The 21762-nt window shown below is 63.5% G+C and carries 22 protein-coding genes and 1 pseudogene; 20 read left to right on the top strand and 3 right to left on the bottom strand.

Translation table 11 applies throughout. The features are described from left to right. Positions 1-298 precede the first annotated feature (298 nt). The 11 genes and pseudogenes from rpoZ (at position 299) to recO (ending at position 9712) form a co-directional block, all read left to right on the top strand. Positions 299-700 carry a DNA-directed RNA polymerase subunit omega gene (gene rpoZ / locus NLY43_RS07415; protein ID WP_023670235.1) on the top strand — a complete coding sequence of 134 codons (402 nt, stop codon included), beginning with the start codon at positions 299-301 and terminating at the stop codon, positions 698-700. 127 nt (positions 701-827) lie between these two features. Continuing rightward, positions 828-3059, top strand: a complete 2232-nt coding sequence (locus NLY43_RS07410) for a RelA/SpoT family protein (RefSeq protein ID WP_023670236.1) — start codon at positions 828-830, stop codon at positions 3057-3059. An 87-nt stretch (positions 3060-3146) separates the two neighbouring features. Then, entirely contained in the window at positions 3147-3725 is a 579-nt protein-coding gene (gene pyrE / locus NLY43_RS07405; protein WP_023670237.1) for an orotate phosphoribosyltransferase, read from the top strand. An 11-nt stretch (positions 3726-3736) separates the two neighbouring features. After that, a pseudogene (locus NLY43_RS07400) lies at positions 3737-4108 on the top strand (VOC family protein); the annotation flags it as partial. Positions 4109-4406: 298 nt separating this feature from the next. Continuing rightward, the gene (locus tag NLY43_RS07395; protein WP_023709783.1) at positions 4407-4991 is read left to right on the top strand and encodes a DUF2062 domain-containing protein; all 585 of its coding nucleotides are present in this window, start codon (positions 4407-4409) and stop codon (positions 4989-4991) included. Next, the gene (gene acpS, locus NLY43_RS07390) at positions 4988-5401 is read left to right on the top strand and encodes a holo-ACP synthase (RefSeq protein WP_023702683.1); all 414 of its coding nucleotides are present in this window, start codon (positions 4988-4990) and stop codon (positions 5399-5401) included. Before NLY43_RS07395 ends, acpS begins: the two co-directional genes overlap by 4 nt. 90 nt (positions 5402-5491) lie before the next feature. Next, entirely contained in the window at positions 5492-6241 is a 750-nt protein-coding gene (gene lepB, locus NLY43_RS07385; RefSeq protein ID WP_023670241.1) for a signal peptidase I, read from the top strand. Further along, positions 6241-6957, top strand: coding sequence for a ribonuclease III (rnc, locus tag NLY43_RS07380; protein ID WP_023692856.1), 717 nt, complete (start codon positions 6241-6243; stop codon positions 6955-6957). Before lepB ends, rnc begins: the two co-directional genes overlap by 1 nt. After that, positions 6954-7880, top strand: a complete 927-nt coding sequence (era, locus tag NLY43_RS07375; protein WP_023670243.1) for a GTPase Era — start codon at positions 6954-6956, stop codon at positions 7878-7880. The genes rnc and era overlap by 4 nt, the downstream gene beginning before the upstream one ends. 44 nt (positions 7881-7924) lie before the next feature. After that, on the top strand, positions 7925-8818 hold the full coding sequence (locus tag NLY43_RS07370) for an aminoglycoside phosphotransferase family protein (protein ID WP_023709782.1): 894 nt from the start codon (positions 7925-7927) through the stop codon (positions 8816-8818). 102 nt (positions 8819-8920) lie between these two features. Next, positions 8921-9712, top strand: coding sequence for a DNA repair protein RecO (recO, locus tag NLY43_RS07365; protein ID WP_023709781.1), 792 nt, complete (start codon positions 8921-8923; stop codon positions 9710-9712). A 100-nt stretch (positions 9713-9812) separates the two neighbouring features. On the opposite strand, the gene NLY43_RS07360 is transcribed toward recO, so the two are convergent. After that, on the bottom strand, positions 9813-10277 hold the full coding sequence (locus NLY43_RS07360; RefSeq protein WP_023709780.1) for an NUDIX hydrolase: 465 nt from the start codon (positions 10275-10277) through the stop codon (positions 9813-9815). Positions 10278-10524: 247 nt separating this feature from the next. Here NLY43_RS07360 and NLY43_RS07355 point away from each other — a divergent pair, with 247 nt between their 5' ends. The 8 genes from NLY43_RS07355 (at position 10525) to NLY43_RS07320 (ending at position 18582) form a co-directional block, all read left to right on the top strand. After that, a complete protein-coding gene (locus NLY43_RS07355) occupies positions 10525-13323 on the top strand; it encodes a DUF2339 domain-containing protein (RefSeq protein ID WP_023709779.1) in 2799 nt (932 codons plus the stop codon). 47 nt (positions 13324-13370) lie between these two features. Next, positions 13371-13613 (top strand): type II toxin-antitoxin system VapB family antitoxin, encoded by a 243-nt coding sequence (locus tag NLY43_RS07350; RefSeq protein ID WP_023670248.1) that lies wholly within the window; start codon positions 13371-13373, stop codon positions 13611-13613. Next, positions 13613-14029, top strand: a complete 417-nt coding sequence (locus NLY43_RS07345; RefSeq protein ID WP_023709778.1) for a type II toxin-antitoxin system VapC family toxin — start codon at positions 13613-13615, stop codon at positions 14027-14029. The genes NLY43_RS07350 and NLY43_RS07345 overlap by 1 nt, the downstream gene beginning before the upstream one ends. Positions 14030-14191: 162 nt before the next feature. Then, entirely contained in the window at positions 14192-14710 is a 519-nt protein-coding gene (locus tag NLY43_RS07340) for an RNA polymerase sigma factor (protein ID WP_023670250.1), read from the top strand. Next, positions 14707-15498, top strand: coding sequence for an anti-sigma factor family protein (locus tag NLY43_RS07335; protein WP_023709777.1), 792 nt, complete (start codon positions 14707-14709; stop codon positions 15496-15498). Before NLY43_RS07340 ends, NLY43_RS07335 begins: the two co-directional genes overlap by 4 nt. 206 nt (positions 15499-15704) lie before the next feature. After that, entirely contained in the window at positions 15705-16802 is a 1098-nt protein-coding gene (locus tag NLY43_RS07330) for a peptidase C39 family protein (RefSeq protein ID WP_023692865.1), read from the top strand. A gap of 5 nt (positions 16803-16807) precedes the next feature. Continuing rightward, on the top strand, positions 16808-18271 hold the full coding sequence (locus NLY43_RS07325; RefSeq protein ID WP_023692866.1) for a RimK family ATP-grasp domain-containing protein: 1464 nt from the start codon (positions 16808-16810) through the stop codon (positions 18269-18271). A gap of 38 nt (positions 18272-18309) precedes the next feature. After that, positions 18310-18582, top strand: a complete 273-nt coding sequence (locus tag NLY43_RS07320) for a DUF3303 domain-containing protein (protein ID WP_023670254.1) — start codon at positions 18310-18312, stop codon at positions 18580-18582. 13 nt (positions 18583-18595) lie between these two features. On the opposite strand, the gene NLY43_RS07315 is transcribed toward NLY43_RS07320, so the two are convergent. Next, positions 18596-19495 carry a LysR substrate-binding domain-containing protein gene (locus tag NLY43_RS07315; protein WP_023692867.1) on the bottom strand — a complete coding sequence of 300 codons (900 nt, stop codon included), beginning with the start codon at positions 19493-19495 and terminating at the stop codon, positions 18596-18598. A gap of 87 nt (positions 19496-19582) precedes the next feature. On the opposite strand from NLY43_RS07315, the gene NLY43_RS07310 reads away from it, so the two are divergent. Next, positions 19583-20500: a fatty acid desaturase family protein gene (locus NLY43_RS07310; RefSeq protein WP_023692868.1), complete on the top strand. Its 918-nt coding sequence runs from the start codon at positions 19583-19585 to the stop codon at positions 20498-20500. A 12-nt stretch (positions 20501-20512) separates the two neighbouring features. Here the strand turns inward: NLY43_RS07310 and NLY43_RS07305 are convergent, their stop codons facing one another. After that, positions 20513-21679, bottom strand: coding sequence for an amidohydrolase (locus NLY43_RS07305; RefSeq protein ID WP_023709776.1), 1167 nt, complete (start codon positions 21677-21679; stop codon positions 20513-20515). Positions 21680-21762 lie beyond the last annotated feature (83 nt).

Raw genomic sequence — 21762 nt, 5'->3', positions numbered from 1 at the left:
AATCGAAATGGGTCGTTTATATCGCTCGGCTCGTAAATAAACCGGCTGACCTTTCGTCAACCGAGATAGCGCCAGTTTTACGGCAATCCAAGGGTGCCGGGGCGCACTGCAAGCAATTGTGATCGGAGCCGTGTCGTCGCCCGGTAGGCGGGCTTCGCCGGCAAGGCATTCAGCGGCGCCAGAAGCTGGCATTCGCCAGCCCATGGGGCCACAGAGCCATAATGCTTGTATTTTGGCGGCGTTCGGGTTATGGACCGCGCCTGTTTTCCATCAAATCCAGGCATGAAAGGGGCAATCAATGGCCCGCGTAACCGTTGAAGACTGCATCGACAAGGTCGACAACCGCTTCGAGCTCGTGCTGCTCGCCGGCCACCGTGCCCGCCAGATCAGCCAGGGCGCGCCGATCACCGTGCCCCGCGACAACGACAAGAACCCGGTCGTAGCGCTGCGCGAGATCGCCGACGAGACGCTGTCGCCCGACGACCTCAAGGAAGATCTGATCCACTCGCTGCAGAAGCATGTCGAGGTCGACGAGCCCGAGGCCGACGGCGAGGCGATCGCCGACCAGACCGGCAACGCAGTTGCAGCTACCGATGCCGACGACGCCGAAGAAAACGTCACCTTCGATCGCATGACCGAGGAAGACCTTTTGGCCGGCATCGAGGGCCTGGTTCCCCCGGAAAAGAGCGACGACTACTAATCGCTGCCCTGGACCTGCCGGGAATATGGTTCCGGCACTTCCGTCCCGTGAGTTTCGTGGCTATCTATGAGATGCGCCGTACATCAGTGCGGCGCATCAATCATTTCAGCACCGTGAGAACCCGCCCATGATGCGTCAGTATGAGCTTGTCGAGCGCGTCGCGCGCTACAAGCCTGACGTCAACGAGGCGCTGCTCAACAAGGCCTATGTCTACGCCATGCAGAAGCATGGCCACCAGAAGCGCGCTTCCGGCGATCCCTATTTCTCGCATCCGCTCGAAGTCGCCGCCATCCTCACCGAAATGCACATGGACGAGGCGACGATCGCCGTCGCCTTGCTGCATGACACGATCGAGGACACCACCGCGACGCGGGCCGAGATCGACGATCTGTTCGGCCCCGAAATGGGCAAGCTGGTCGAAGGCCTGACCAAGCTGAAGAAGCTCGATCTCGTCTCCAAGAAGGCCGAGCAGGCGGAAAACCTGCGCAAGCTGTTGCTGGCCATCTCGGAGGATGTCCGCGTTCTGCTGGTCAAGCTCGCCGACCGTTTGCACAACATGCGCACCCTCGACCACATGCCCGAGGCCAAGCGCCTGCGCATCGCCGAGGAGACGATGGACATCTACGCGCCGCTGGCCGGGCGCATGGGCATGCAAGGCATGCGCGAGGAACTGGAAGAGATCGCCTTCCGCTTCATCAATCCGGAAGCCTACCGCGCCGTCACCGCGCGGCTTGCCGAGATATTCGAGCGCAACAAGGGTGTGCTGACCGACATCGAAAAGGCGCTGTCGGCGCTGTTCGAGAAGCATGCCATCAATGCCGGGGTGAAGAGCCGGCAGAAGAAGCCGTGGTCGGTGTTCCGCAAGATGGAGGCCAAGGCGCTGTCCTTCGAGCAGCTCTCGGACATTTTCGGCTTCCGCGTCGTCGTCGACAGCGTCGAAGACTGTTACCGCGCGCTCGGCGCCATCCACACCACATGGTCGATGGTGCCTGGCCGCTTCAAGGATTACATTTCTACGCCCAAGCAGAACGACTACCGTTCGATCCACACCACCATTGTCGGCCCGTCGCGCCAGCGCGTCGAACTGCAGATCCGCACCCGCGAGATGAACAAGATCGCCGAATATGGCGTCGCCGCCCATTCGATCTACAAGGACACCGGCGGCAAGACGAACGGCGCCGCCCATGCGATCTCGAAGGAGACCAACGCCTATGCCTGGCTGCGGCGCACCATCGAGCAACTGGCAGAAGGCGACAACCCGGAAGACTTCCTCGAAAATACCAAGCTGGAGCTGTTCCAGGACCAGGTATTCTGCTTCACGCCGAAAGGCATGCTGATTGCGCTGCCGCGCGGCGCCACGCCCATCGACTTCGCCTATGCCGTGCACACCGATGTCGGCGACACCTGCGTCGGTGCCAAGGTCAACGGCCGCATCATGCCGCTAATGACGGAACTGAAGAACGGCGACGAGGTCGAGATCATCCGCTCCAAGGCGCAAGTGCCGCCGGCGGCCTGGGAGTCGGTGGTGGTCACCGGCAAGGCGCGCTCAGCCATCCGCCGCGCCACCAAGAACGCCATTCGCAAGCAATATTCAGGTCTTGGTGCCCGCATTCTCGAGCGCGCCTTCGAACGCGCCGGCAAGACCTTCACCAAGGAAAGCCTGAAGCCGGTGCTGCACCGGCTGGCGCGCAAGGACATCGAGGATGTGCTGGCCTCGGTCGGGCGCGGCGAACTTGCCTCGACCGACGTCATGAAGGCCGTCTTCCCAGACTACAAGGACGAGCGCGTCACCGTCAGCGCCCCCAAGCAGCGCGAGGAGGGCTGGTCGAAGATCCGCAACGCCGCCGGCATGCTGTTCCAGATGCCCGGCACACGAGCCGCGCGCAAGGACAAGGACCAGCCGCGCGATGGCGCGGTGCCGATCCGCGGCGTGCGCGGCGACCTGCCGGTGCGTTTCGCGCCGGAAGGGGCCGTGCCTGGCGACCGCATCGTCGGCATTGTCCAGCCGGGCACCGGCATCACCATCTATCCCATCCAGTCGCCGGCGCTGCAGGCCTTCGACGACCAGCCGGAGCGCTGGATCGACGTGCGCTGGGACATTGACGAGCAGACCAAGGAGCGCTTTCCGGCGCGCGTCTCGGTCACCGCCATCAACGCGCCGGGCTCGCTCGCCGACATCGCCCAGGTCGTTGCCTCCAACGACGCCAACATTCATACGCTGTCGATGGTGCGCACCGCGCCCGACTTCACCGAAATGCTGATCGATCTCGAAGTCTGGGATCTGAAGCACCTCAACCGGCTGCTGTCGCAGCTCAAGGATAATTCGAGCGTCAGCGATGCGCGGCGTGTGAATGGGTGAATAGTGAATAGTGAATAGTGAATAGTGAAAGAAGGCGTTCTCACTACCATTCACCATTCACCATTCACCATGGACATGGGGCGAGTTATGAATACCGACGAAGTTCTGGGCATTTTCCGCGAGGCAGGCGCTGTTCTGGAGGGACATTTCATCCTGACGTCGGGTCTGCGCAGCCCGGTCTTCCTGCAGAAGGCGCGCGTCTTCATGCATGCCGACAAGACCGAGCGGCTTTGCAAGGCGCTGGCCGAAAAGATCCGCAAGGCGGTGCCGGGCAAGGTCGACTACGTCGTCGGCCCGGCGATCGGCGGCCTGATCCCGGCCTATGAGACGTCGCGCCATCTCGGTGTGCCAGCAATCTGGGTGGAGCGCGAAGGCGGCGAGTTCAGGCTGCGCCGCTTTGAGATCGCGCCGGGATCGCGCGTCGTCATCGTCGAGGACATCGTCACCACTGGTCTTTCGATCCGCGAAACCATCGACTGCCTGCGCGCGATTGGCGCCGAGGTCGTGGCGGCGGCCTGCATCATCGACCGCTCGGCCGGCAAGACCAATGTCGGCGTGCCGCTGATCGCGCTTGCCGAATATGAGGTGCCGGCCTATCCCGCCGACCGCCTGCCGCCGGAACTTGCCGCCATCCCGGCGATCAAGCCGGGTAGCCGCAACATTTAGGGGACATCACCATGATCGCCGGCATCGATCATTTCGTGCTGACGGTCCGCTCGGTGGAGGACAGCTGCGCCTTCTACCAGCGGGTGCTTGGCCTCAAGCGCCTCGACGAGCCGAACCGGCCGACGGGGTTGCTGTTCGGATCGCAGAAGATCAATCTGCATCAGGCAACGCACACTTTCGAACCGAAAGCCAAGACGCCGATGCCTGGGTCCGGCGATTTCTGCCTGATCGCCGCAAGGCCGCTTGCCGAGATTTGCGCCAGTCTGGAAGCCAACGGCGTTGCCATCGAAGTCGGCCCGGTCGAGCGCACCGGCGCCCGCGGTAAGATGATGTCGGTCTATTTCCGCGATCCGGACAGCAATTTGGTCGAAGTCAGCGAATATCGGGAAGAGTCTATCCGCCTCGGCGTCGTCTTCGCGCGGACATTGCCGTCGTCAGGGAGCTTTCATCGATATTGTCCTCAGTTTCGCCCCAATGGCGCTCTTGTTACCCGCCTGCGGCAGACCATCGTTACCCGCCTGCGGCAGACCATCGCGGCGGCGTTTCATTGTTCCGCCGCAAGGCAGTCGCTATATCAAAGTCGTTGTTGCCTTTCTGCGCCCTCGAAGCGCAAGATGGAGCGACCGCGCCCGGCCAGGGATGGTTGCAATTTGGGCGTGACGAACCGGGAACTGGAACAGAGTGCTTTTTCGACGCCGAAAGCCTGATGGCATTCTGGAGCGGGTGCGTACCTATCTGTGGCCGCGCCGCTCGTTTTCGCGCTCGTTGCAATATTTCTCCAAGCGCATCCTGCGGCTGAAGGCGACACCGCATGCGGTCGCGGCCGGCGTCGCGGCCGGTGTTTTCGCCTCCTTCTTTCCGCTCGGCTTCCATTTCGCCGTCGCCGCCGTGCTCTGCTGGGTGGTCGCCGGCAATCTGGTGGCCGCCGCCCTCGGCGCGGTATTCTTCGGCAATCCGCTGACTTTCCCGCTGCTGTGGGGAGCGTCCTGGGAAGTCGGCAAGCTGATCCTGCATGAACGCCTGCCCAAGAACGGACCGCCTGCGCATCTTGGTGAGATGATGCACACGCTGTCGTTTGCAAAACTGTGGCATCCGGTGCTCGAGCCGATGCTGATCGGCGCTGTGCCGCTCGGCCTGATCTTCGGGCTGATCTTCTACGGTATCACCCGCTGGGGGATGACAGCCTTTCGCGAGCAGCGCAGGAAGCGCATGGCAGAGCGGGCGCATAAGGCCGAGCACCGCGGACGGGAAGTTCCGGCGGAATGATCATCGGCATCGGCAGCGACCTGATCGACATCAGACGCATCGAAAAGTCGCTGGAACGGCATGGTCAGCGCTTCATCCAGCGCATCTACACCGAGCTCGAACAGGTCCGCTCGGAAGGCCGCAAGGGCCGCGCAGCCTCCTATGCCAAGCGCTTCGCCGCCAAGGAGGCCTGCGCCAAGGCGCTTGGCACCGGCCTGGCGCAGGGCGTGTTCTGGCGCGACATGGGGGTCGCCAACCTGCCCAGCGGCGCGCCGACGATGGCGCTGACCGGGGGAGCGGCGGCACGGCTGGCCAAAATCCTGCCACAGGGGCACAGAGCGGCGATCCACCTCACAATCACCGATGATTTCCCGCTTGCTCAAGCCTTTGTGATCATCGAGGCGTTGCCCGCCGAACAAGCGCCACATTGATTGCATCAGACGACCGCTATCTAACGCCGACTTGACGTTGCCCAGCGCGCGCCGAGACTCTATACCATCCAACGCACAATCGAGGACGACATGAGCGTGGCTGAAAAATCCGAGAAGAAATCCGGCGGGCTTGGCGAAATCGTCAGCGTCATCATCCAGGCTTTGCTGCTGGCCATGGTCATCCGCACGTTGCTGTTCCAGCCCTTCTCGATCCCGTCCGGCTCTATGCGGCCGACCTTGCTCGAAGGCGACTATCTGTTCGTCACCAAATGGTCCTACGGCTTCTCGCGTTATTCGCTGCCATTCGGCCCCGACATCTTTTCCGGCCGCATCTGGGGTTCCGATCCGAAGCGCGGCGACGTGGTGGTCTTCAAGTTCCCGCCGGATCCGTCGCTCGACTACATCAAGCGCGTCGTCGGCCTGCCGGGGGACAAGATCCAGATGAAGGACGGCCAATTGTTCATCAACGGCCAGGGCGTGCCTCGTGTGAAAACCGGCCAGATCCAAAATCCTGATATCACGGAAGTGCCTGAGCCGGTCGACGTCTATCGCGAGACCCTGCCCAACGGCGTCAGCTACGACACGCTCGACCTGACACCGAATTCGATCACCGACAACACCCGCGAGTTCGTCGTGCCCCCCGGCAACTATTTCATGATGGGCGACAACCGCGACAATTCCTCCGACAGCCGCCTCAGCGTCGGCTACGTGCCGGCGGAGAACCTTGTCGGCCGCGCTAACATCGTCTTCTTCTCGATCGCCGGGAAGGCGAGCCCGCTCGAGATCTGGAAATGGCCGTCGCTGGTGCGCCTGTCGCGCCTGTTCCATTTCGTGAATTGATGGCTTTGAAGCGCCCGACGGGTGAAACTCTGGCCGATTTGGTGACAGCCAAAACCGGCCATTCCTTCCGGGATGTCCGTTTGCTCGAGACCGCGCTGACCCATTCCAGTGCGGTCAAGGCAAGCAGCAACAACCAGCGCCTCGAATTCCTTGGCGACCGCGTGCTCGGCCTGATCGTTGCCGACCTGCTTTTCGAAAAGTTTCCTGAAGCGCCGGAAGGTGAAATCGCCCCGCGCTTCAATGCCCTGGTCGATGCGCGGACATGCTCCGAGATCGGCATTGAAATGCAGCTCGAAGATCTGGTTCGGGCCGACGCTGCCTTGAAGGCGCGCTCGCGCGGCTCGGGCGGAAACTATCTGGCGGATGCGGTCGAGGCGCTGATCGCGGCGGTCTATATCGACGGCGGCCTCGATGCCGCAAGGCAATTCGTCCTGCGTTACTGGGAGCCGCGCTCGCAAAAGGTGGTGGCCAAGCCGCCCAATCCGAAATCCGACCTGCAGGAATGGATCGCCAAGACCAGCGATGTCAGGCCCGAATACGCGATCGAGAAACGCGAGGGACCTGAACATCAGCCGGTTTTCACGGTGTCCGTGAAGGTCGGCGGTTTTGCGCCGGCAAGCGGCACGGGCGGCTCTCGCCGCGCAGCCGAAGAAGCGGCGGCATCGGCGTTTCTTATGCGCGAGGGCATCTGGGCCAACCAAGGGAGTGCGGCGTGACCGGCAGCGAAGATCTCCCTCCGGCAGCGGAGGCCACGCATTCCGGCTTCGTTGCCCTGATTGGGGCGCCCAATGCCGGCAAGTCGACGCTGGTCAACCAACTGGTCGGCGCCAAGGTGTCGATCGTCACCCACAAGGTGCAGACCACCCGCGCCATCGTGCGCGGCATCGCCACGCATGACAACGCGCAGATCGTCTTTGTCGATACGCCCGGCATCTTCAAGCCGAAGCGCCGGCTCGACACCGCGATGGTGACCACCGCCTGGGGTGGCGCCAAGGACGCCGATATCGTGCTGCTGCTGATCGATGCCGAGCGCGGCATCAGGGGTGACGCCGACGCCATCCTCGAGCGGCTGAAGGACGTCCGCCAGCCGATGGTGCTGATCCTCAACAAGGTCGACCGGGTCAAGCACGAGGCGCTGCTGGCCCTGGCTGCGGCAGCAAACGAAAAGGTGCCGTTCAAGCGCACCTTCATGGTCTCGGCGCTGACCGGCTCCGGCTGCAAGGATTTGCTCGACTATCTCGCGCAAGCGCTGCCGGTCGGCCCCTGGTACTATCCGGAAGACCAGATCTCGGACCTGCCGATGCGCCAACTGGCCGCCGAGATCACCCGCGAGAAGCTGTATCTGCGGCTGCATCAGGAGTTGCCCTATTCCTCGCATATCGAGACCGAGAAATGGGAAGAGAAACCGGACGGCTCGGTGCGCATCGACCAGACCATCTATGTCGAGCGCGACAGCCAGAAGAAGATCGTGCTCGGCCACAAGGGCGAGACCATCCGCGCCATCGGCCAGTCGGCGCGCATGGAAATAGCCGGCATTCTCGAGCAGAAAGTGCACCTGTTCTTGTTCGTCAAAGTGCGTGAAAACTGGGGCGACGACCCCGAGCGCTACCGCGAGATGGGGCTTGAGTTTCCCCATTGAGCTTCATCGTCTAGAAATGCCGCCCGGCAGTTTGAGACGATGACATGCCTGATCCAAAACCGACCATCGATACCGATCTCGTGCGCCGGTTGATCGCCGCGCAATTTCCGCAATGGCGGCATCTGCCGGTGAGGCCGGTGGCGTTTGGCGGCTGGGACAACCGAACCTTCCACCTCGGCAATGATATGACTGTGCGGCTGCCGAGTGCCGCACCATATGCCTTGCAGGTCGAAAAAGAGCACCGCTGGCTGCCCAGGCTGGCGCCGCTTCTGCCGCTGCCGATCCCGGTTCCACTGGCGATGGGCGAGCCTGGGGAGGACTACCCCTGGCAATGGTCCGTCTACCGCTGGATCGACGGCGAAACAGCCAAGACCGCCGAAATCGCCGATCGCCGACAGTTCGCGGTCGATCTGGCCAAGTTCCTCATTGCGCTCCGGCGGATCGATCCGGCGGGCGGGCCGCCCGCGGGCCAGCACAATTTCTTCCGCGGCGGATCGCTGAGCGTGTATGACAACCAGACAAGGGAAGCACTCCAGGCGCTGGAGGGGCAGATCGACACCCAGGCGGCCACCGCTGTCTGGGATGCGGCCCTTGCCGCCACCTGGCAAGGGTCGCCCGTCTGGTTTCACGGCGACGTCGCCTGGGGCAACCTTCTGGTCCAAAACGGCCGCCTGAGCGCCGTCATCGACTTCGGCACCTCCGGCATCGGCGATCCATCCTGCGACCTGGCGATCGCCTGGACATTCTTCCAGGGCGAGAGCCGGGAGGCATTCCGGGCTGCCATCCACGTCGATGAAGCGACCTGGGCGCGCGGCCGCGGCTGGACGCTGTGGAAGGCGCTGATCACCGTTGCCGGACACGACGCCAACCAAGCCGAAGCCGAGCGATCGCGCCGCGTCATCGACGACGTCCTGGCCGATCACCGGGAATTCGTGTGATCAGAGCCTTTCGACGATGTGTGGGGATCCAATGTCAGCACAGATCGCACGCGGCGCGCCAAAATCTTGATTTCGCCACGCAACCGGTGACAAGCTCCTGCCATGGAATGGCGCGACGAGGGAATCATACTCGGCACCCGCAAGCATGGCGAAACCAGCGCCATTCTCGAGGTAATGACGCGTGCGCATGGCCGCCATCTCGGCCTGGTGCGCGGCGGCCGATCGCGCAAGCAGCAGCCGGTGCTGCAGCCCGGCAACCGCGTCGACCTTTTGTGGCGGGCACGCCTAGACGAGCATCTCGGCACCTTCCAGGCCGAGGCGATCGAGATGAACGCCGCCCGGTTGATGGACAGCGCTGTCGCCGTGTACGGCCTGCAGACCATGGCCGCGCATCTCAGGCTCCTGCCGGAGCGCGACGCCCATGGCGGCCTGTATGAGACGCTTGCCGTGATGATCGCCCATCTGGACGATTCGGATGCCGCCGGGGAACTGGTGGCGCGCTTCGAACTGCTCATCCTCGACGAACTCGGCTTCGGCCTCGATCTCAGCCAGTGCGCGGCGACCGGCGCCAGGCAGGATCTGGCCTATGTCTCGCCGAAATCCGGCCGTGCGGTGTCGCGAGCCGCCGGTGCGCCGTGGCGCGACAAGATGCTGGCGCTGCCGGCCTTCCTGCAGCGCGGCTCCGGCTTGCGGGCGGACCACGCGGCACTCGAGGACGCCTTCCATTTGACCGGTTTCTTTTTCACCCGCCATGTCTACGAGCCGCGCGGCATCGAACAGCCCGATGCCCGTGCCGGCTTCCTCGCCGCCTTGCGCAAGCATCATTCGGCCGGCAATGCCGCCACGACGGCAGACGCTGCGCCACAAGGGGGAGGGAGACTCGGTGGGTGCTGACCTCCGCAAACCGTCCAGGTTCACCGCAAAAGCTGCATGCGGCAGCATTCCCTCCCCTTGTGGGGAGGGTTAGGGTGGGGGTACTCGAAGGGCAAGGGCCTCAGCCGGCTTTGCGACGCTCCATGAAATCATCGAGGATGGCGCGCTGGCCGCCGAGGATCTTGCGGTTGGCCTCGGCCAAGGGAAACCAGCCGGCCCTGTCGATTTCGGGAAATTCCCTCGTCGCGCCTGACCTTGGCGGCCATTCGATCGTGAACATGTTGCTTTTAACGGCATCGGCATCGAAATCGGCTTCGACGCTCCAGGCGATGACGATCTTGCCGCCGGCTTGCCGATAGCTGCCGACAGGTTCGAAATCGCCATCGATGCTGACTCCGAGTTCTTCCCCAGCCTCGCGCCGGGCGGCGGCCAACTCATCTTCATTGTCCTCGACGAGGCCCTTGGGGATCGACCAAGCGCCTTCATCCTTCCTTGCCCAGAACGGGCCGCCGGGATGGACGAGCAGAAATTCGAGAATGCCGGCCCTTGTCCGGTGGATCAGCAGCCCTGCACTTCGTTTCGGCATTCGATTTCCTCGTAGTTCATCCGAGGATAGCATGGCTCCTGGGCAAGTGGCGGCGGCATGCCATTCCTGGCTATCTCAGATGATGGGTGAGGATAAAGACCGTAGGCCGCTGGAATTTGCCGACGAAACATGCTCGATAACTTCTTTTCGGCCACCATTGCGGTGGCGTGACTTGAATAGCCGTCTGGGTTGGCCGGGTGGCCGCCGCAATTGTCAGTGAAAACTGGCCTGGTTTGGGGGAACCGCCATGTTTGAAAGCCTGATTGGCGCCGTCGTCGTTATCGTGCTTTTTGTCCTCGTCTTGCGCCAGCAGGGCCGCGTCAGTCTGATCGAGCGCGAGCTCGGAGCGCTGCGCAGCCTGGTTCTGTCCGGAGTGCATGCGACACCGCCCGTTGCCAAACCGGCCGAGCAGGCTGCAAGCGCACCGGCGGATGCCGCTCACGCTAGCGCACCAGTTGCCGACATAGCTTCGCCAACAACAGCAGACGCGGCACATGCCCAGGCACCGGCCGCCGAAGCCGATGCGGCCACCAGCGAGGCCGTGCCAGAACTGTCAGCCGCGGCCAGGGCGGCATTCACCGGATCCGCGCCTGCCGCCACGGCGAAGGCAGCCCGCCAGTCCGAGGTCGAAACCGCGCTCGGCACACGATGGGCGGTCTGGGTCGGCGGCGTCGCGCTGGCCCTGGGCGGCCTGTTCCTGATCCGCTACACCATCGAGGCCGGCATTTTCGGCCCCGAAGTGCGGCTGTCCCTGGCTGCGCTGCTCGGCCTGGTGCTGATCGGCGGCGGCGAGTTCATCCGCCGCACCGGCTTCAAGGTGCCGGTGCAAGGGGCTGCAGGCGCCTATATTCCGGCGATCCTGACGGCTGCCGGCGCCTTCATTCTGTTCGGTACGGTCTATGCCGCGCACGCCATTTACGGTTTCGTCGGCCCGGCCTTCGCTTTCGCCGTGCTCGGCGCCATCGGCGTAGCGACCATTGTCGCCGCTCTCGTCCACGGTCAGGCCCTGGCCGGCATCGGCCTTGTCGGCTCGATGGCGACGCCGGCGCTTGTGTCCTCGCAGGCGCCCAACCCATGGGCGCTGTTCGTCTACCTGGCGATCGTGCTTGCCGCCACAGCCGTGATCGCCCGCATTCGCGACTGGAAATTCCTGATTGCGGCCGCCTTCTTCGGCACCGGCGCCTGGACCATCGCCTACATGATGAGTACGCTCGTCGCCGACCTTGCCGTCATCCGGTTCGCCGACCTTGCCGTCGTCCTGTTCATCGACGCGGTGACGCTGGCGGTGCTTGCCTTTGTTTGGCTGGGCAGTCGTGGCGGCGAAGCGGAACCTGCAAAGGCGGGCTTCGACTGGCCCTCGATCGTGCCTGGCGTTTTCGTTGCGTTTTCAGCGCTAGGCCTGTCCGTCGACACGACGCTGGTCGCCGCCGGTGGCGCCTTGCCGGGCGCCTTCGTCCTCGTCGCCCTTGTCGCCACCGCACTCTACCGGCCGCGCGCGCTGCCGCTGCTGCATGCCGCCGGCGTGGTGAGCGTGATGATCCATCTCGGCATCATTCCGCCCACCACCATCGGCTCCGACATAACCCAGGGGAATATCGGCTTTGACGGCATGCCGGTGGCGGCCGGAAATCCGTTGACGCTGCGCATCGGCATTGGCCTCGGCCTGGTCTTCATCGGCGCCGGCTTCTGGGCCGCACGCCGCTTCGCCGCCTCAGCACGGGTCCGCGCGGCATGCTGGGCGGCATGGGGCGTCGCTGCGCCGCTGCTTATTCTGCTGACGCTGTGGCTTGCCTACGGCAATCTCGACCGCGACCTTGTCTACGCAGCGATAGCTGCCCTTCTGGTTGTTGTCTTCGCTGCCGGTGGCGAATGGATCGCGCGCGCCGAACAGCCGCCGCTCAAGGGCGACATCGCCGTCTCCTTCGCGCTTTGCGGCTCGGCTCTGGCCGGCCTGCTGATGCTGCACATGGCCTTCGGATCCGGCTGGACGACCATTCTTGCCGGCGTTGCCGCCATCGTGCCGGCGCTGGCGACGCGGTGGCGCAGCTATCCGGTGCTTGGCTGGATTTCGGTCGGCGCGGTCGTTGCCGTGCTGGGCCGCGTCGCCTTCGATCCGACCATCGTCGGCGCCGAGTTCCTGACGACGACGCCGGTGTTCAACTGGCTGCTGCCGGGATACGGCGTACCGGCGCTGGCCTTCGGCTTTGCCGCCTGGCAACTCGCGCGTACCACCCCCGCGCTACCAACAACTGGCAATGGCCGGCCGCGCCTTGCGATGGAGGCGGGTGCAGCCCTGTTTGCGCTGCTCACCGTCGCCATGCTGGTGCGCCACGCCATGCATGGCGGCGTCATCGACACCGGCCCGGTGACGCTCGCCGAACAGGCGATCTATACGCTGATCGCCATCGGCGCCGGCGCGATACTGGTGGCCATCGACATGCGCTCGCCAAGCTCTGTGCTGCGCTACGGCTCGATGGCTGCCGGCGTGCTCTCGGTCGCCTTCATCGTCCTCCAGCATTTCCTGGTGCTCAATCCGCTGTTCACCGACGAATCGACCGGCCAGATCCCGGTGTTCAACCTCTTGTTCCTGGCTTATCTCCTGCCGGCCATCGCTGTCGGCGGGCTGGCGCTCTATGCCAGGGACAAGCGGCCGCCATGGTATGCGCAGATGCTGGCGGTGGTGGCGGCATTGCTTGTCTTCGCCTACGCCACACTGTCGGTCAGGCGCGTGTTCAAGGGCGAGTTCATCGGCCTGTGGAGCGGCCTCGGCCAGCTCGAGACCTACACCTATTCGGCGCTCTGGCTGGTCATTGGCGTCGTGCTGCTCACCGCCGGCGTCTGGCTGAAGTCGCAGGTGCTGCGCATTGCGTCGGCGGCGCTGATCGCGATCGCCGTGGTAAAAGTCTTCCTGTTCGACATGTCGGAACTGGAAGGCGTGCTCAGGGCGCTGTCCTTCATCGGTCTTGGCGCCGTGCTGATCGGCATCGGCCTATTCTACCAGCGGCTGCTGACGCGGGCGGCGAGGGAGGCCAACGCTGCAACTTGAAGTGATATACGAGATGGAATATATGAATATCCAACGGAGGATATTCGATGCCGCTCTATATCCGCGACGACGAAGTGGATGCGCTGGCCAGCAGATTGCAACGCGAGACGAACGCTCCGAGCAAAACGGAGGCGGTGCGGGTCGCGCTCGTGCACGAACTTGAGCGCAATCGGGCGAAGGTGCCGCTGCGCGATCGGATCGCCAGTCTTCAGGACAGGGCCAGGAAGCTTGGCCTGCCCAATCCCGATTTCGATATGAAGAAGTTCACCGACGAGATGTGGGAAGACTGATGTTTGTCGACGCGTCGGTGATCGTCGCCATTCTCAACCAGGAACCTGGGTGGGAGGAATTGCTGAAGCAGCTATCCGGTTTTTCCGGGCAGGTCTGGGTTTCTCCGTTGGTTCACTTCGAAGCAACACAGGCATTGGCAAGGGCCGGCGCCGGCCCGCGCAGACCCAGCGCTGAAGCCCTTCTCCATGCCCGCGATCTGATCGATGAGTTCATTGTGGAGATCATGGGAGAGAGTCTGACCATTGACGACAACATCAGCTCTCGGGCCATTGACGCGAGTGCCGGTTACGGCAAAGCCGTTGGCCACAAGGCGGATCTGAATCTCGGGGACTGTTTTGCTTACGCCTGCGCGAAAAGCCGCGATCTTCCACTGCTGTACAAAGGCCATGATTTCGCACTGACCGATTTAGGATAATTCGGCCCTTTTGTTGATTGCGGGGAATAATTTAGCCGATCAACTCGTTATCTCACTGCTTGGGTGACCGGGGCGGCAGACCGCTTCGCGCTGGCCGCTTGCGCCGCGCCGGGAAGGCGCGTTCAATCGGGTTAAACAAGGGCGACCTCAGAACCAGCGGTCATGGACGAAAAGAAGGCAGCAATCCTTGGCGAAATACCGCGCTTGCGCCGCTACGCACGCTCGCTTCTGCGCGACCGCGAATCCGCCGACGATCTCGTCCAGGATTGCCTCGAACGAGCGCTCTTGCGGCTTGAAAGCTGGCAGACAGGAGAAAGCCCCCGGAGGTGGCTGTTTACGATCATGCATCATTTGTTCATCGATCAGATGCGCAAGGTGAACCGGCGCGGTGAGGCGGCGATCCTGCCGCTTGACGCAAACGAGGCGCAGGCAGTCCCCGCCGAGCAGGCGGAGAACGCCGCCTCGCGCGAGATCATCGACGCATTGCAGGCGATCAGCCCCGACCGTCGCGCCGCTCTCGTCATGGTCGCCATCGAAGGATTCTCCTATGCCGAAGCCGCCAACATTCTCGGCGTGCCCGCCGGCACGCTGATGTCGCGCATAGCGCGCGGACGCGAGGAGCTGCGCAGCTTGCTCGATGACACGGCGCGCCGCCGCTCGATAAGGATCGTCGAGAAATGACCCGCCGCGATTTTTCCGAACGCGATATCCACATGGCTCTCGACGGCGAGTTGCCGGGCGACGAGCGCGCCGCCTACGACGCCTGGATCGACGCCAATCCCGAAATGAAGGCCAAAAGCGCCCGCTACACCGCCGACCGCACCGCGTTGCGCGCCGCCTTTGCCGGTGTGCTCGACGAGCCCGTGCCGGTGCTGTTCAAGCAGATCGTTAGCGGTGAAGGCGCGACCAAAGCGGCGGCGCGGCAGTCGCGCTGGTGGCTTGCGCCCGCGGCGGCCGCAGTGCTCGTCATCGGCGGTCTTGGCGGCTATTTTGCCGGCATCGACGGCATCGGCAGGGAAGATGGCGCCGATGACCAACTGGCCGAAGAGGCGATCGCCGCCCATGTCATCTATGCCGCCGAACAGCGCCATGCGGTGGAAGTGCCGGCAAGCGACAAGGATCACCTGCAGACCTGGCTGTCCAACCGCGTCGGCCTGAAACTGGTGGCGCCGGATCTGGTGGCGGAAGGCTTCCAGCTGGTTGGCGGCCGGCTGCTGCCCGCCGGCCAGGGCAAGGCAGCGATGCTGCTTTACGAGGACGCCAAGGGTCAGCGCATCTCCTTGTTCGTTACCGCTGATTCCTCAGCCAAGTCCAAGGGCACCTACATGGCCGAGGCCGACGGCCCCGAGGCGGTCTACTGGCTGGACAAGGGCTATGCCTGCGCCGTCGTCGGCTCGCTGCCGCGCGAGCAACTGGCTGCGGTCGCCAAGCGGGCCTACGGTCAGCTTCTGGCTGGTATCGCCAGTTGAGCACATTCGGTTTTGGCGTCATGCGCCGAGGCGGCGCCGCACCTGGCGGTGCCGCGGTCACCGCCCGCCACTCGCGGTGGAACTGTCACAATTCGGCCCTATTCAAGGTGCGATAGCGCTTGGCTGATATCGGCGTTTCGGCTGATGTTTGCGACGTTTTTGACCGCGGCCTTTTCCTCCACCCAATCGAGGTTTTCCAAACCCGCATGCCTGCCGAGATTCGCAAGGCCCGCGCGTCCGACGTCGATGACCTCGCCGCCATCGAGAAGGCGGTCTTTTCCAGTGACCGCATTTCCCGGCGCTCCTTCCGCCTGTTGATCGAACGCGAGACAGCCGAGATGCTGGTCGCCGAAAGCGATGGCCGTGTCGCCGGCTACGCCATCGTGCTGTTTCGCAAGGGCAGCGGCGTCGCCCGGCTCTATTCGCTTGCCACCAGCCCGTTTTTCAGCGGCCGCGGCATTGGCCGCATGCTGCTTGCAGCGGCCGAAGAAGCTGCCTTCGAGCACGACCGCATGATGTTGCGCCTCGAAGTGCGCGAGGACAATCTTCGCGCCATCGGCATCTATGAGCAGAGCGGCTACCGCAAGATCGGTCGCGAGCCTCACTATTACGAGGATGGCGCCACCGCGCTGCGCTACGAAAAGACCTTGCGCGGCGATATTCCGGTCGCCACCAAAGTCCCGTTCTACCAGCAGACCTGCGAGTTCACCTGCGGTCCATGCTGCCTGATGATGGCGATGGCCAATTTCGATTCCGGCTTCGTGCCCGATCCGGTCATGGAAATCCGCCTATGGCGCGAGGCAACGACCGTGTTCATGATGTCCGGCCCGGGCGGCTGCGAGCCCTTCGGCCTTGCGGTTTCCGGCTACGAAAGCGGGCTTGCGGCGGAAATCTTCGTGTCCTTCTATGGCGCGCTGTTCTTGCAATCGGTGCGCAGCGACGACAAGCGCCGGGTGATGGAACTTGCCCAGGTGGACTTTCGCCGCCGCGCGGAACTTTACGGCATCCCGGTGAATTACCGTCCATTCACCATCGACGATATCCGCGGCGCCCTGGCTCAGGGAAAACTGGTGCTTGTGCTGATCAGCGGCTTCCTGATGTTCGGCAAGAAGGTGCCGCATTGGGTGCTGGCTATCGGCGACGATGGCGACCACATCCTGATCCACGATCCCTGGGTCGAGGACGAAAGACAGGAGACCATCCTCGATGCCGCCAACATTCCCGTGCCGCACGGCATCTTCATGAACATGGCGCAATTTGGCCGCGACGGACTGCGTGCTGCCATCACTCTTGGGAAACGCTGATAACAATGACCTGGGTCATCCTCACCGGCCGTCAGAACGATCTCGACCCGGCGGCGACGCCGCACAAGATCATCACCAACCGTGACTATCTTGCGCATCCGGCGCTGTTTCGCGGCCAGCAGCCGAAGGTCATCAACCTGTCGAACAATTACGCCTACCAGAGCCGCGGCTATTATGCCTCTCTGCTCGCCGGTTCGCGCGGCCACAAGGTCATCCCGACGGTCGAGACGATGATCGACCTGTCCGAGCGCAAGCTCTACGAGCACGCGCTGCCGGAACTGGAGCTGGCGCTCAACAAATGCCGCAAGGATCTCGGAGGCGTTTTCCCGCAAAAAATCTGCATCTTCTTCGGCATCGGACCGTCGAAGGTCTGGGACCGCTTCGCCAAGCTGTTGTTCGACTGGTTCCGCGCTCCGGCGCTTGAGGTTCACATCAAGGACAGCGCCGAATGGGCTTCGATCCGCAAGATCGGATTCCTGCCGCTGGCCAGGATGGCCGAGGAGGAAGAAGCCTTATTCGTGCAGGCGCTCGAGACGTACACCAACCGCGAGTGGCGCGACACCAAGGGCCGCACCCCGGCACGGTACACCTTCGCCACGCTGGTCGATCCGCATGAGGAACTGCCGCCGTCGGAGATTTCCTCGCTGCGTTACTGGGCCAAGATCGCCGAAAAGATGGGCGTCGAAATCGAGCCGATCACCAGGAAGGACCTGGCCAAGCTCGCCAATTACGACGCGCTGTTCATCCGCGAGACCACCTCGATCTCAAACCACACCTACCGCTTCGCGCGCCGCGCCCAGCAGGAAGGCATGCCGGTGATCGACGACCCGCTGTCGATGATCCGCTGCACCAACAAGGTCTATCTCAACGAACTGATGGCCTACAACAAGGTGCCGGTGCCGCCGACGGTGATGATAGCCGGCACCTCGGATCTCGAACTGGCGGCGCAGACGCTCGGCTTTCCGCTGGTGCTGAAGATCCCGGATTCATCGTTCTCGCGCGGCGTCAAGAAATGCGGCAACTTCGAAGAACTGAAGACGCTCGCCACCGAGTGGCTGGAGGATTCCGATCTCCTGATCGCGCAGAAATTCATCCCGACCGAATATGACTGGCGCGTCGGCGTGCTCGGCGGGCAGCCGCTGTTTGCCGTGCATTATCTGATGGCGAAAAAACACTGGCAGATCGTCAACCACAAGGCCAGCGGCAAGCCCGACCAGGGCGGCATCAAGACCTTCACGCTGAAAGAGACGCCGCCGCATGTCGTCGACACCGCGGTGAAGGCGGCGCGCTGCATCGGCGACGGGCTTTACGGCGTCGATCTCAAGGAAACCAAGGATGGCGTCTTCGTCATCGAGGTCAACGACAACCCGAACCTCGACCATGGCTGGGAGGATTCCGGCGAAAAGGACGAAGTCTGGGTGCGGCTGACGCAATGGTTCCTGGAGCGGCTGGACCGTCCCGGGCGTTAGTTTGCCGTCCCGGGCGGCAATTCAACCGAGGGGGAAAAATGCAGTTCATCGTCATCGAGGATTTCACCGGCTGCGACCGCAAGGAGATCTACCGCCGTTTCGGCGAGCGCGGCAGATTGAAGCCGGACGCGCTTGTCGTGCATCACTCCTGGATCGCGGCTGATATGAGCCGCTGCTTCCTTTTGGTCGAAGCCGATGACGTCACGCTGCTGCAGCGCTGGGTCATCGAATGGTCTGACCTGGTGGAGTTCGAGATCATTCCCGTGGCGACGAACAAGGACATGGTCGCCGCACTGGCCGGCCATCTCTGAGCAGTTCGGTCCATCAGCCGAGCACCGGCGAACCCACCGACCGCCGGCATTCCTCAATCAGCCAATTGCGAAACGCCGCCACCAGGTCGCGCCTTGCACTGCGTTCCGGGATCGTCAGGCAATATGGCTGACGCAGCGCGATCGATAGGGCATTAGCCCGGACCAAACGGCCCTCTTCCAGCGCCCCGGCGCAATAAATGCCTTGCGCCAGCGCCACGCCCAGCCCTGAAATGGCAAGGTCGAGCGCTGCCCGCGACGAGTTCGCCGACAGGCCGCGCTGCACTGCGCGGCCGGGTTCTATGCCCGCCGCCTCGAACCAGGTGCGCCAAGACGGAAACGACGCGCCGGTCGGTCCCCAGTCGGTGTGAATCAGTGGCAGTCCGGCGAGGCTGTCGGTTTTGGCGGTGAGTTCTGGCGCGCAGACGGGGTAGACGGCGTCCCTGACGATCTCCTCGCTCGGGTGTTCACGATAGTGCGGGCCGAAGGACAGCCGGATGTCGATCAGTTCGCGGTCGAACGGCACCGGATCGTCATCGCCGCGCAGGGATATGTCGACGGCGCCGCGGCTGGCGACAAAGCCGGCGAGGCGTTCGGAAAGCCAGCCCATCGCCATGGACGGCGGCACCGATACGACAAGCCGCGGGCGGAAGGCATCGCTGCCACGCGCGATGCTGCCGATCTCCCGAAAAGCCAGGGTCAGCCGGGGCAGCATCTCGACACCGGCTTCCGTCAGCACCACGCGGCGGTTGACGCGATGGAACAGTTTTCGACCCATCTGCTCCTCGACGGTGCGAATGAGCTGGCTGACCGCAGCCGCCGAGATCGAGAGCTCATCCGCCGCTGCGGCGAAACTCCCCGAGCGCGCCGCCGCCTCGAAGGCTTGAAGTCCTCTCAGGGAAGGAAGCGCGGTCATTGGGTGATCCGATAGGTAAGGTCAGCTTATCTGTGTCGCAGAAATCCTCGTCTTTTGAAAGCTTTCTTATTCGAGTAGCTTGGCGCCATGACCGTATCGGCCCAGTTTGAACCCAGAGACCATCGCGACGTCATCGCGTTCCTGACCAATGAGCAGCGCAGCCGCCTGACCGGCAAGTCGGACGGGCCGGGTCTGGTCCAACTCGCCTTCCATCTCGGCGCGATTGTGGCTATCGGCGGGCTGATTGCGGCCAAGGTGTCGTACTGGCCGCTGTTGATGTTGCCGCAAGGCATTCTTATCGTCTTCCTGTTCACGCTGCTGCATGAGACGGTGCACAGGACGGCGTTCGAGACGCAGTGGCTCAACGATGCCGCCGCAAGGGTCTGCAGCCTGGCGATCGCGCTGCCCGCCGACTGGTTTCGCTATTTCCACTTCGCCCATCACCGTTTCACCCAGGATCCCGAGAACGATCCGGAACTCGCCTTCCCGAAACCGGAGACGATGCGGCAATACATCGTCCACGTCTCGGGCCTGCCGGTGTGGTGGGGGCATTTGCAGACACTCTACACCAACGCGATTGGCGGCTGCCACGACAGCTACGTGCCGCCGAAAGGCCTGCCCAAGGTGCGCACTGAAGCCCGCGCCATGATCGCTTTCTATGTCGTGGTCGCCGCGCTAGCCCTGTGGTTCGAGGCAAGTGTACTGCTCTATGTCTGGATCGTGCCGGCGCTGCTCGGCCAGCCCTTCCTCAGGCTCTATCTGCTGGCCGAGCATGGCCGCTGCCCGCTTGTCGCCAACATGCTGGAAAACACCCGCACCACGCTGACCAACTGGCTGGTGCGCAAAGTCGCCTGGAACATGCCGTATCACGCCGAGCACCACGCCTATCCCGGCGTGCCCTTCCATCAGCTGCCGGCCTTCCACCAGCTGATCGAGCGCCATCTCAAAGTCGTCGAACCCGGCTATGTCAGCTTCCACGAGAAATACGTCGAGACCTTGCGCTGAGGCGCTCGGCCGTCAGCGTAGCGTCTGCTCAACGAGCGTGACGAAATAGCGGAGCACGGTGGGGACGATGGCGTCGTTGAAGACATAGCGATCGCCGTGCAGCCCTTCGCCCGGTCTGACCGCTCCTGCGCCGACCCAGGCATAGCAGCCGCCGGCTTCGCGGACCATGTAGGCAAAATCCTCGCAGCCGAGGCTCGGGTTGAATGCGGTCTCGACCTGCTCGCGGCCGACAACCGCGGTTGCCGCCTGGACGGCCCGGTCAGTGGCAGCCGACGTGTTGACCAGCGGCGGGTAGCCTTTCTTGTAGGCGAGCTTGGCGGTGAGGGCATGCGCCGAGGCAATGCCTTGCGCGATGTCGCCGATCAGCCTTTCGCAATGGTCCGACAAAGTGGGCTCGAAGAAGCGGCAGGTTCCCTGCAGCCAGACCTTGCCCGGCACGATGTTGCCGACATTGCCGCCATGGATCTGGGTGATCGAAACGACCAGCGCCATTTGCGGGTCGACCGAACGGCTGACGATGCGCTGCACGGCTTGAACGAAGGCGCCGGCCGCGAGCACGGGATCGTCGCCTAGCTGCGGCATGGCAGCATGCGCGCCGGTCCCCTCAAAGTTCAGTTCGAAAGTGTCGACGGCCGCCATCATCGACCCGGCACGGGCCGCGATCTTTCCGAGCGGCAGCCCCGGCCAGTTGTGGACGGCGTAGACGGCTTCCACGGGGAAGCGCTCGAACAGTCCGTCCTCGATCATCCGCATGGCGCCGCCTTCATTTTCTTCCGCCGGCTGGAAGATGAAACAGACGGTGCCGTCGAAGGCTCTGTTGTCGGCGAGCAGCTTGGCGGCGCCGAGCAGCATCGCGATGTGCCCGTCGTGGCCGCAGGCATGCATCACGCCGTCTTTCTTCGACGCATATGGCAATCCTGTCTTATCCAGCACGGGCAAGGCATCGAGTTCGGCCCGAAGCCCGATGGCGCGCACGCCTGGCCGTCCTCTGAGGACGCCAACCACGCCGGTGCCGCCTATGCCTTCATGAACCTCGTCGAGCCCGAAGGTGCGCAGCTTGTCGGCGACGAAGCGCACGGTCTCATACTCTTGGAAACCGAGTTCGGGGTTGGCGTGGATGTGATGCCGCCATTCCACCACCTGCGGGGTGAGGGCGGCGATGGGGTCGTTGTGCAGCATTGCGCTCTCCTTGCCGGCTATCCTAAATTCGGCCTTGTCGATGCCAGCACGTAAAGGTTTTGCGCCGGCAGCGTCTTGAACAG

The sequence above is a fragment of the Mesorhizobium sp. C416B genome (assembly GCF_030323165.1).
GTDB lineage: Bacteria > Pseudomonadota > Alphaproteobacteria > Rhizobiales > Rhizobiaceae > Mesorhizobium.
The sequence above is the reverse complement of the archived record's forward strand: the minus strand, read 5'-3'. Positions and strand labels throughout refer to the sequence as shown.

Coding starts and splice junctions, on each gene's coding strand:
- rpoZ (WP_023670235.1), top strand. CDS start 299: ATGGCCCGCGTAACCGTTGAAGACTGCATCGACAAGGTCGACAACCGC.
- NLY43_RS07410 (WP_023670236.1), top strand. CDS start 828: ATGATGCGTCAGTATGAGCTTGTCGAGCGCGTCGCGCGCTACAAGCCT.
- pyrE (WP_023670237.1), top strand. CDS start 3,147: ATGAATACCGACGAAGTTCTGGGCATTTTCCGCGAGGCAGGCGCTGTT.
- acpS (WP_023702683.1), top strand. CDS start 4,988: ATGATCATCGGCATCGGCAGCGACCTGATCGACATCAGACGCATCGAA.
- lepB (WP_023670241.1), top strand. CDS start 5,492: ATGAGCGTGGCTGAAAAATCCGAGAAGAAATCCGGCGGGCTTGGCGAA.
- rnc (WP_023692856.1), top strand. CDS start 6,241: ATGGCTTTGAAGCGCCCGACGGGTGAAACTCTGGCCGATTTGGTGACA.
- NLY43_RS07370 (WP_023709782.1), top strand. CDS start 7,925: ATGCCTGATCCAAAACCGACCATCGATACCGATCTCGTGCGCCGGTTG.
- recO (WP_023709781.1), top strand. CDS start 8,921: ATGGAATGGCGCGACGAGGGAATCATACTCGGCACCCGCAAGCATGGC.
- NLY43_RS07360 (WP_023709780.1), bottom strand. CDS start 10,277: ATGCCGAAACGAAGTGCAGGGCTGCTGATCCACCGGACAAGGGCCGGC.
- NLY43_RS07355 (WP_023709779.1), top strand. CDS start 10,525: ATGTTTGAAAGCCTGATTGGCGCCGTCGTCGTTATCGTGCTTTTTGTC.
- NLY43_RS07350 (WP_023670248.1), top strand. CDS start 13,371: ATGCCGCTCTATATCCGCGACGACGAAGTGGATGCGCTGGCCAGCAGA.
- NLY43_RS07345 (WP_023709778.1), top strand. CDS start 13,613: ATGTTTGTCGACGCGTCGGTGATCGTCGCCATTCTCAACCAGGAACCT.
- NLY43_RS07340 (WP_023670250.1), top strand. CDS start 14,192: ATGGACGAAAAGAAGGCAGCAATCCTTGGCGAAATACCGCGCTTGCGC.
- NLY43_RS07335 (WP_023709777.1), top strand. CDS start 14,707: ATGACCCGCCGCGATTTTTCCGAACGCGATATCCACATGGCTCTCGAC.
- NLY43_RS07330 (WP_023692865.1), top strand. CDS start 15,705: ATGCCTGCCGAGATTCGCAAGGCCCGCGCGTCCGACGTCGATGACCTC.
- NLY43_RS07325 (WP_023692866.1), top strand. CDS start 16,808: ATGACCTGGGTCATCCTCACCGGCCGTCAGAACGATCTCGACCCGGCG.
- NLY43_RS07320 (WP_023670254.1), top strand. CDS start 18,310: ATGCAGTTCATCGTCATCGAGGATTTCACCGGCTGCGACCGCAAGGAG.
- NLY43_RS07315 (WP_023692867.1), bottom strand. CDS start 19,495: ATGACCGCGCTTCCTTCCCTGAGAGGACTTCAAGCCTTCGAGGCGGCG.
- NLY43_RS07310 (WP_023692868.1), top strand. CDS start 19,583: ATGACCGTATCGGCCCAGTTTGAACCCAGAGACCATCGCGACGTCATC.
- NLY43_RS07305 (WP_023709776.1), bottom strand. CDS start 21,679: ATGCTGCACAACGACCCCATCGCCGCCCTCACCCCGCAGGTGGTGGAA.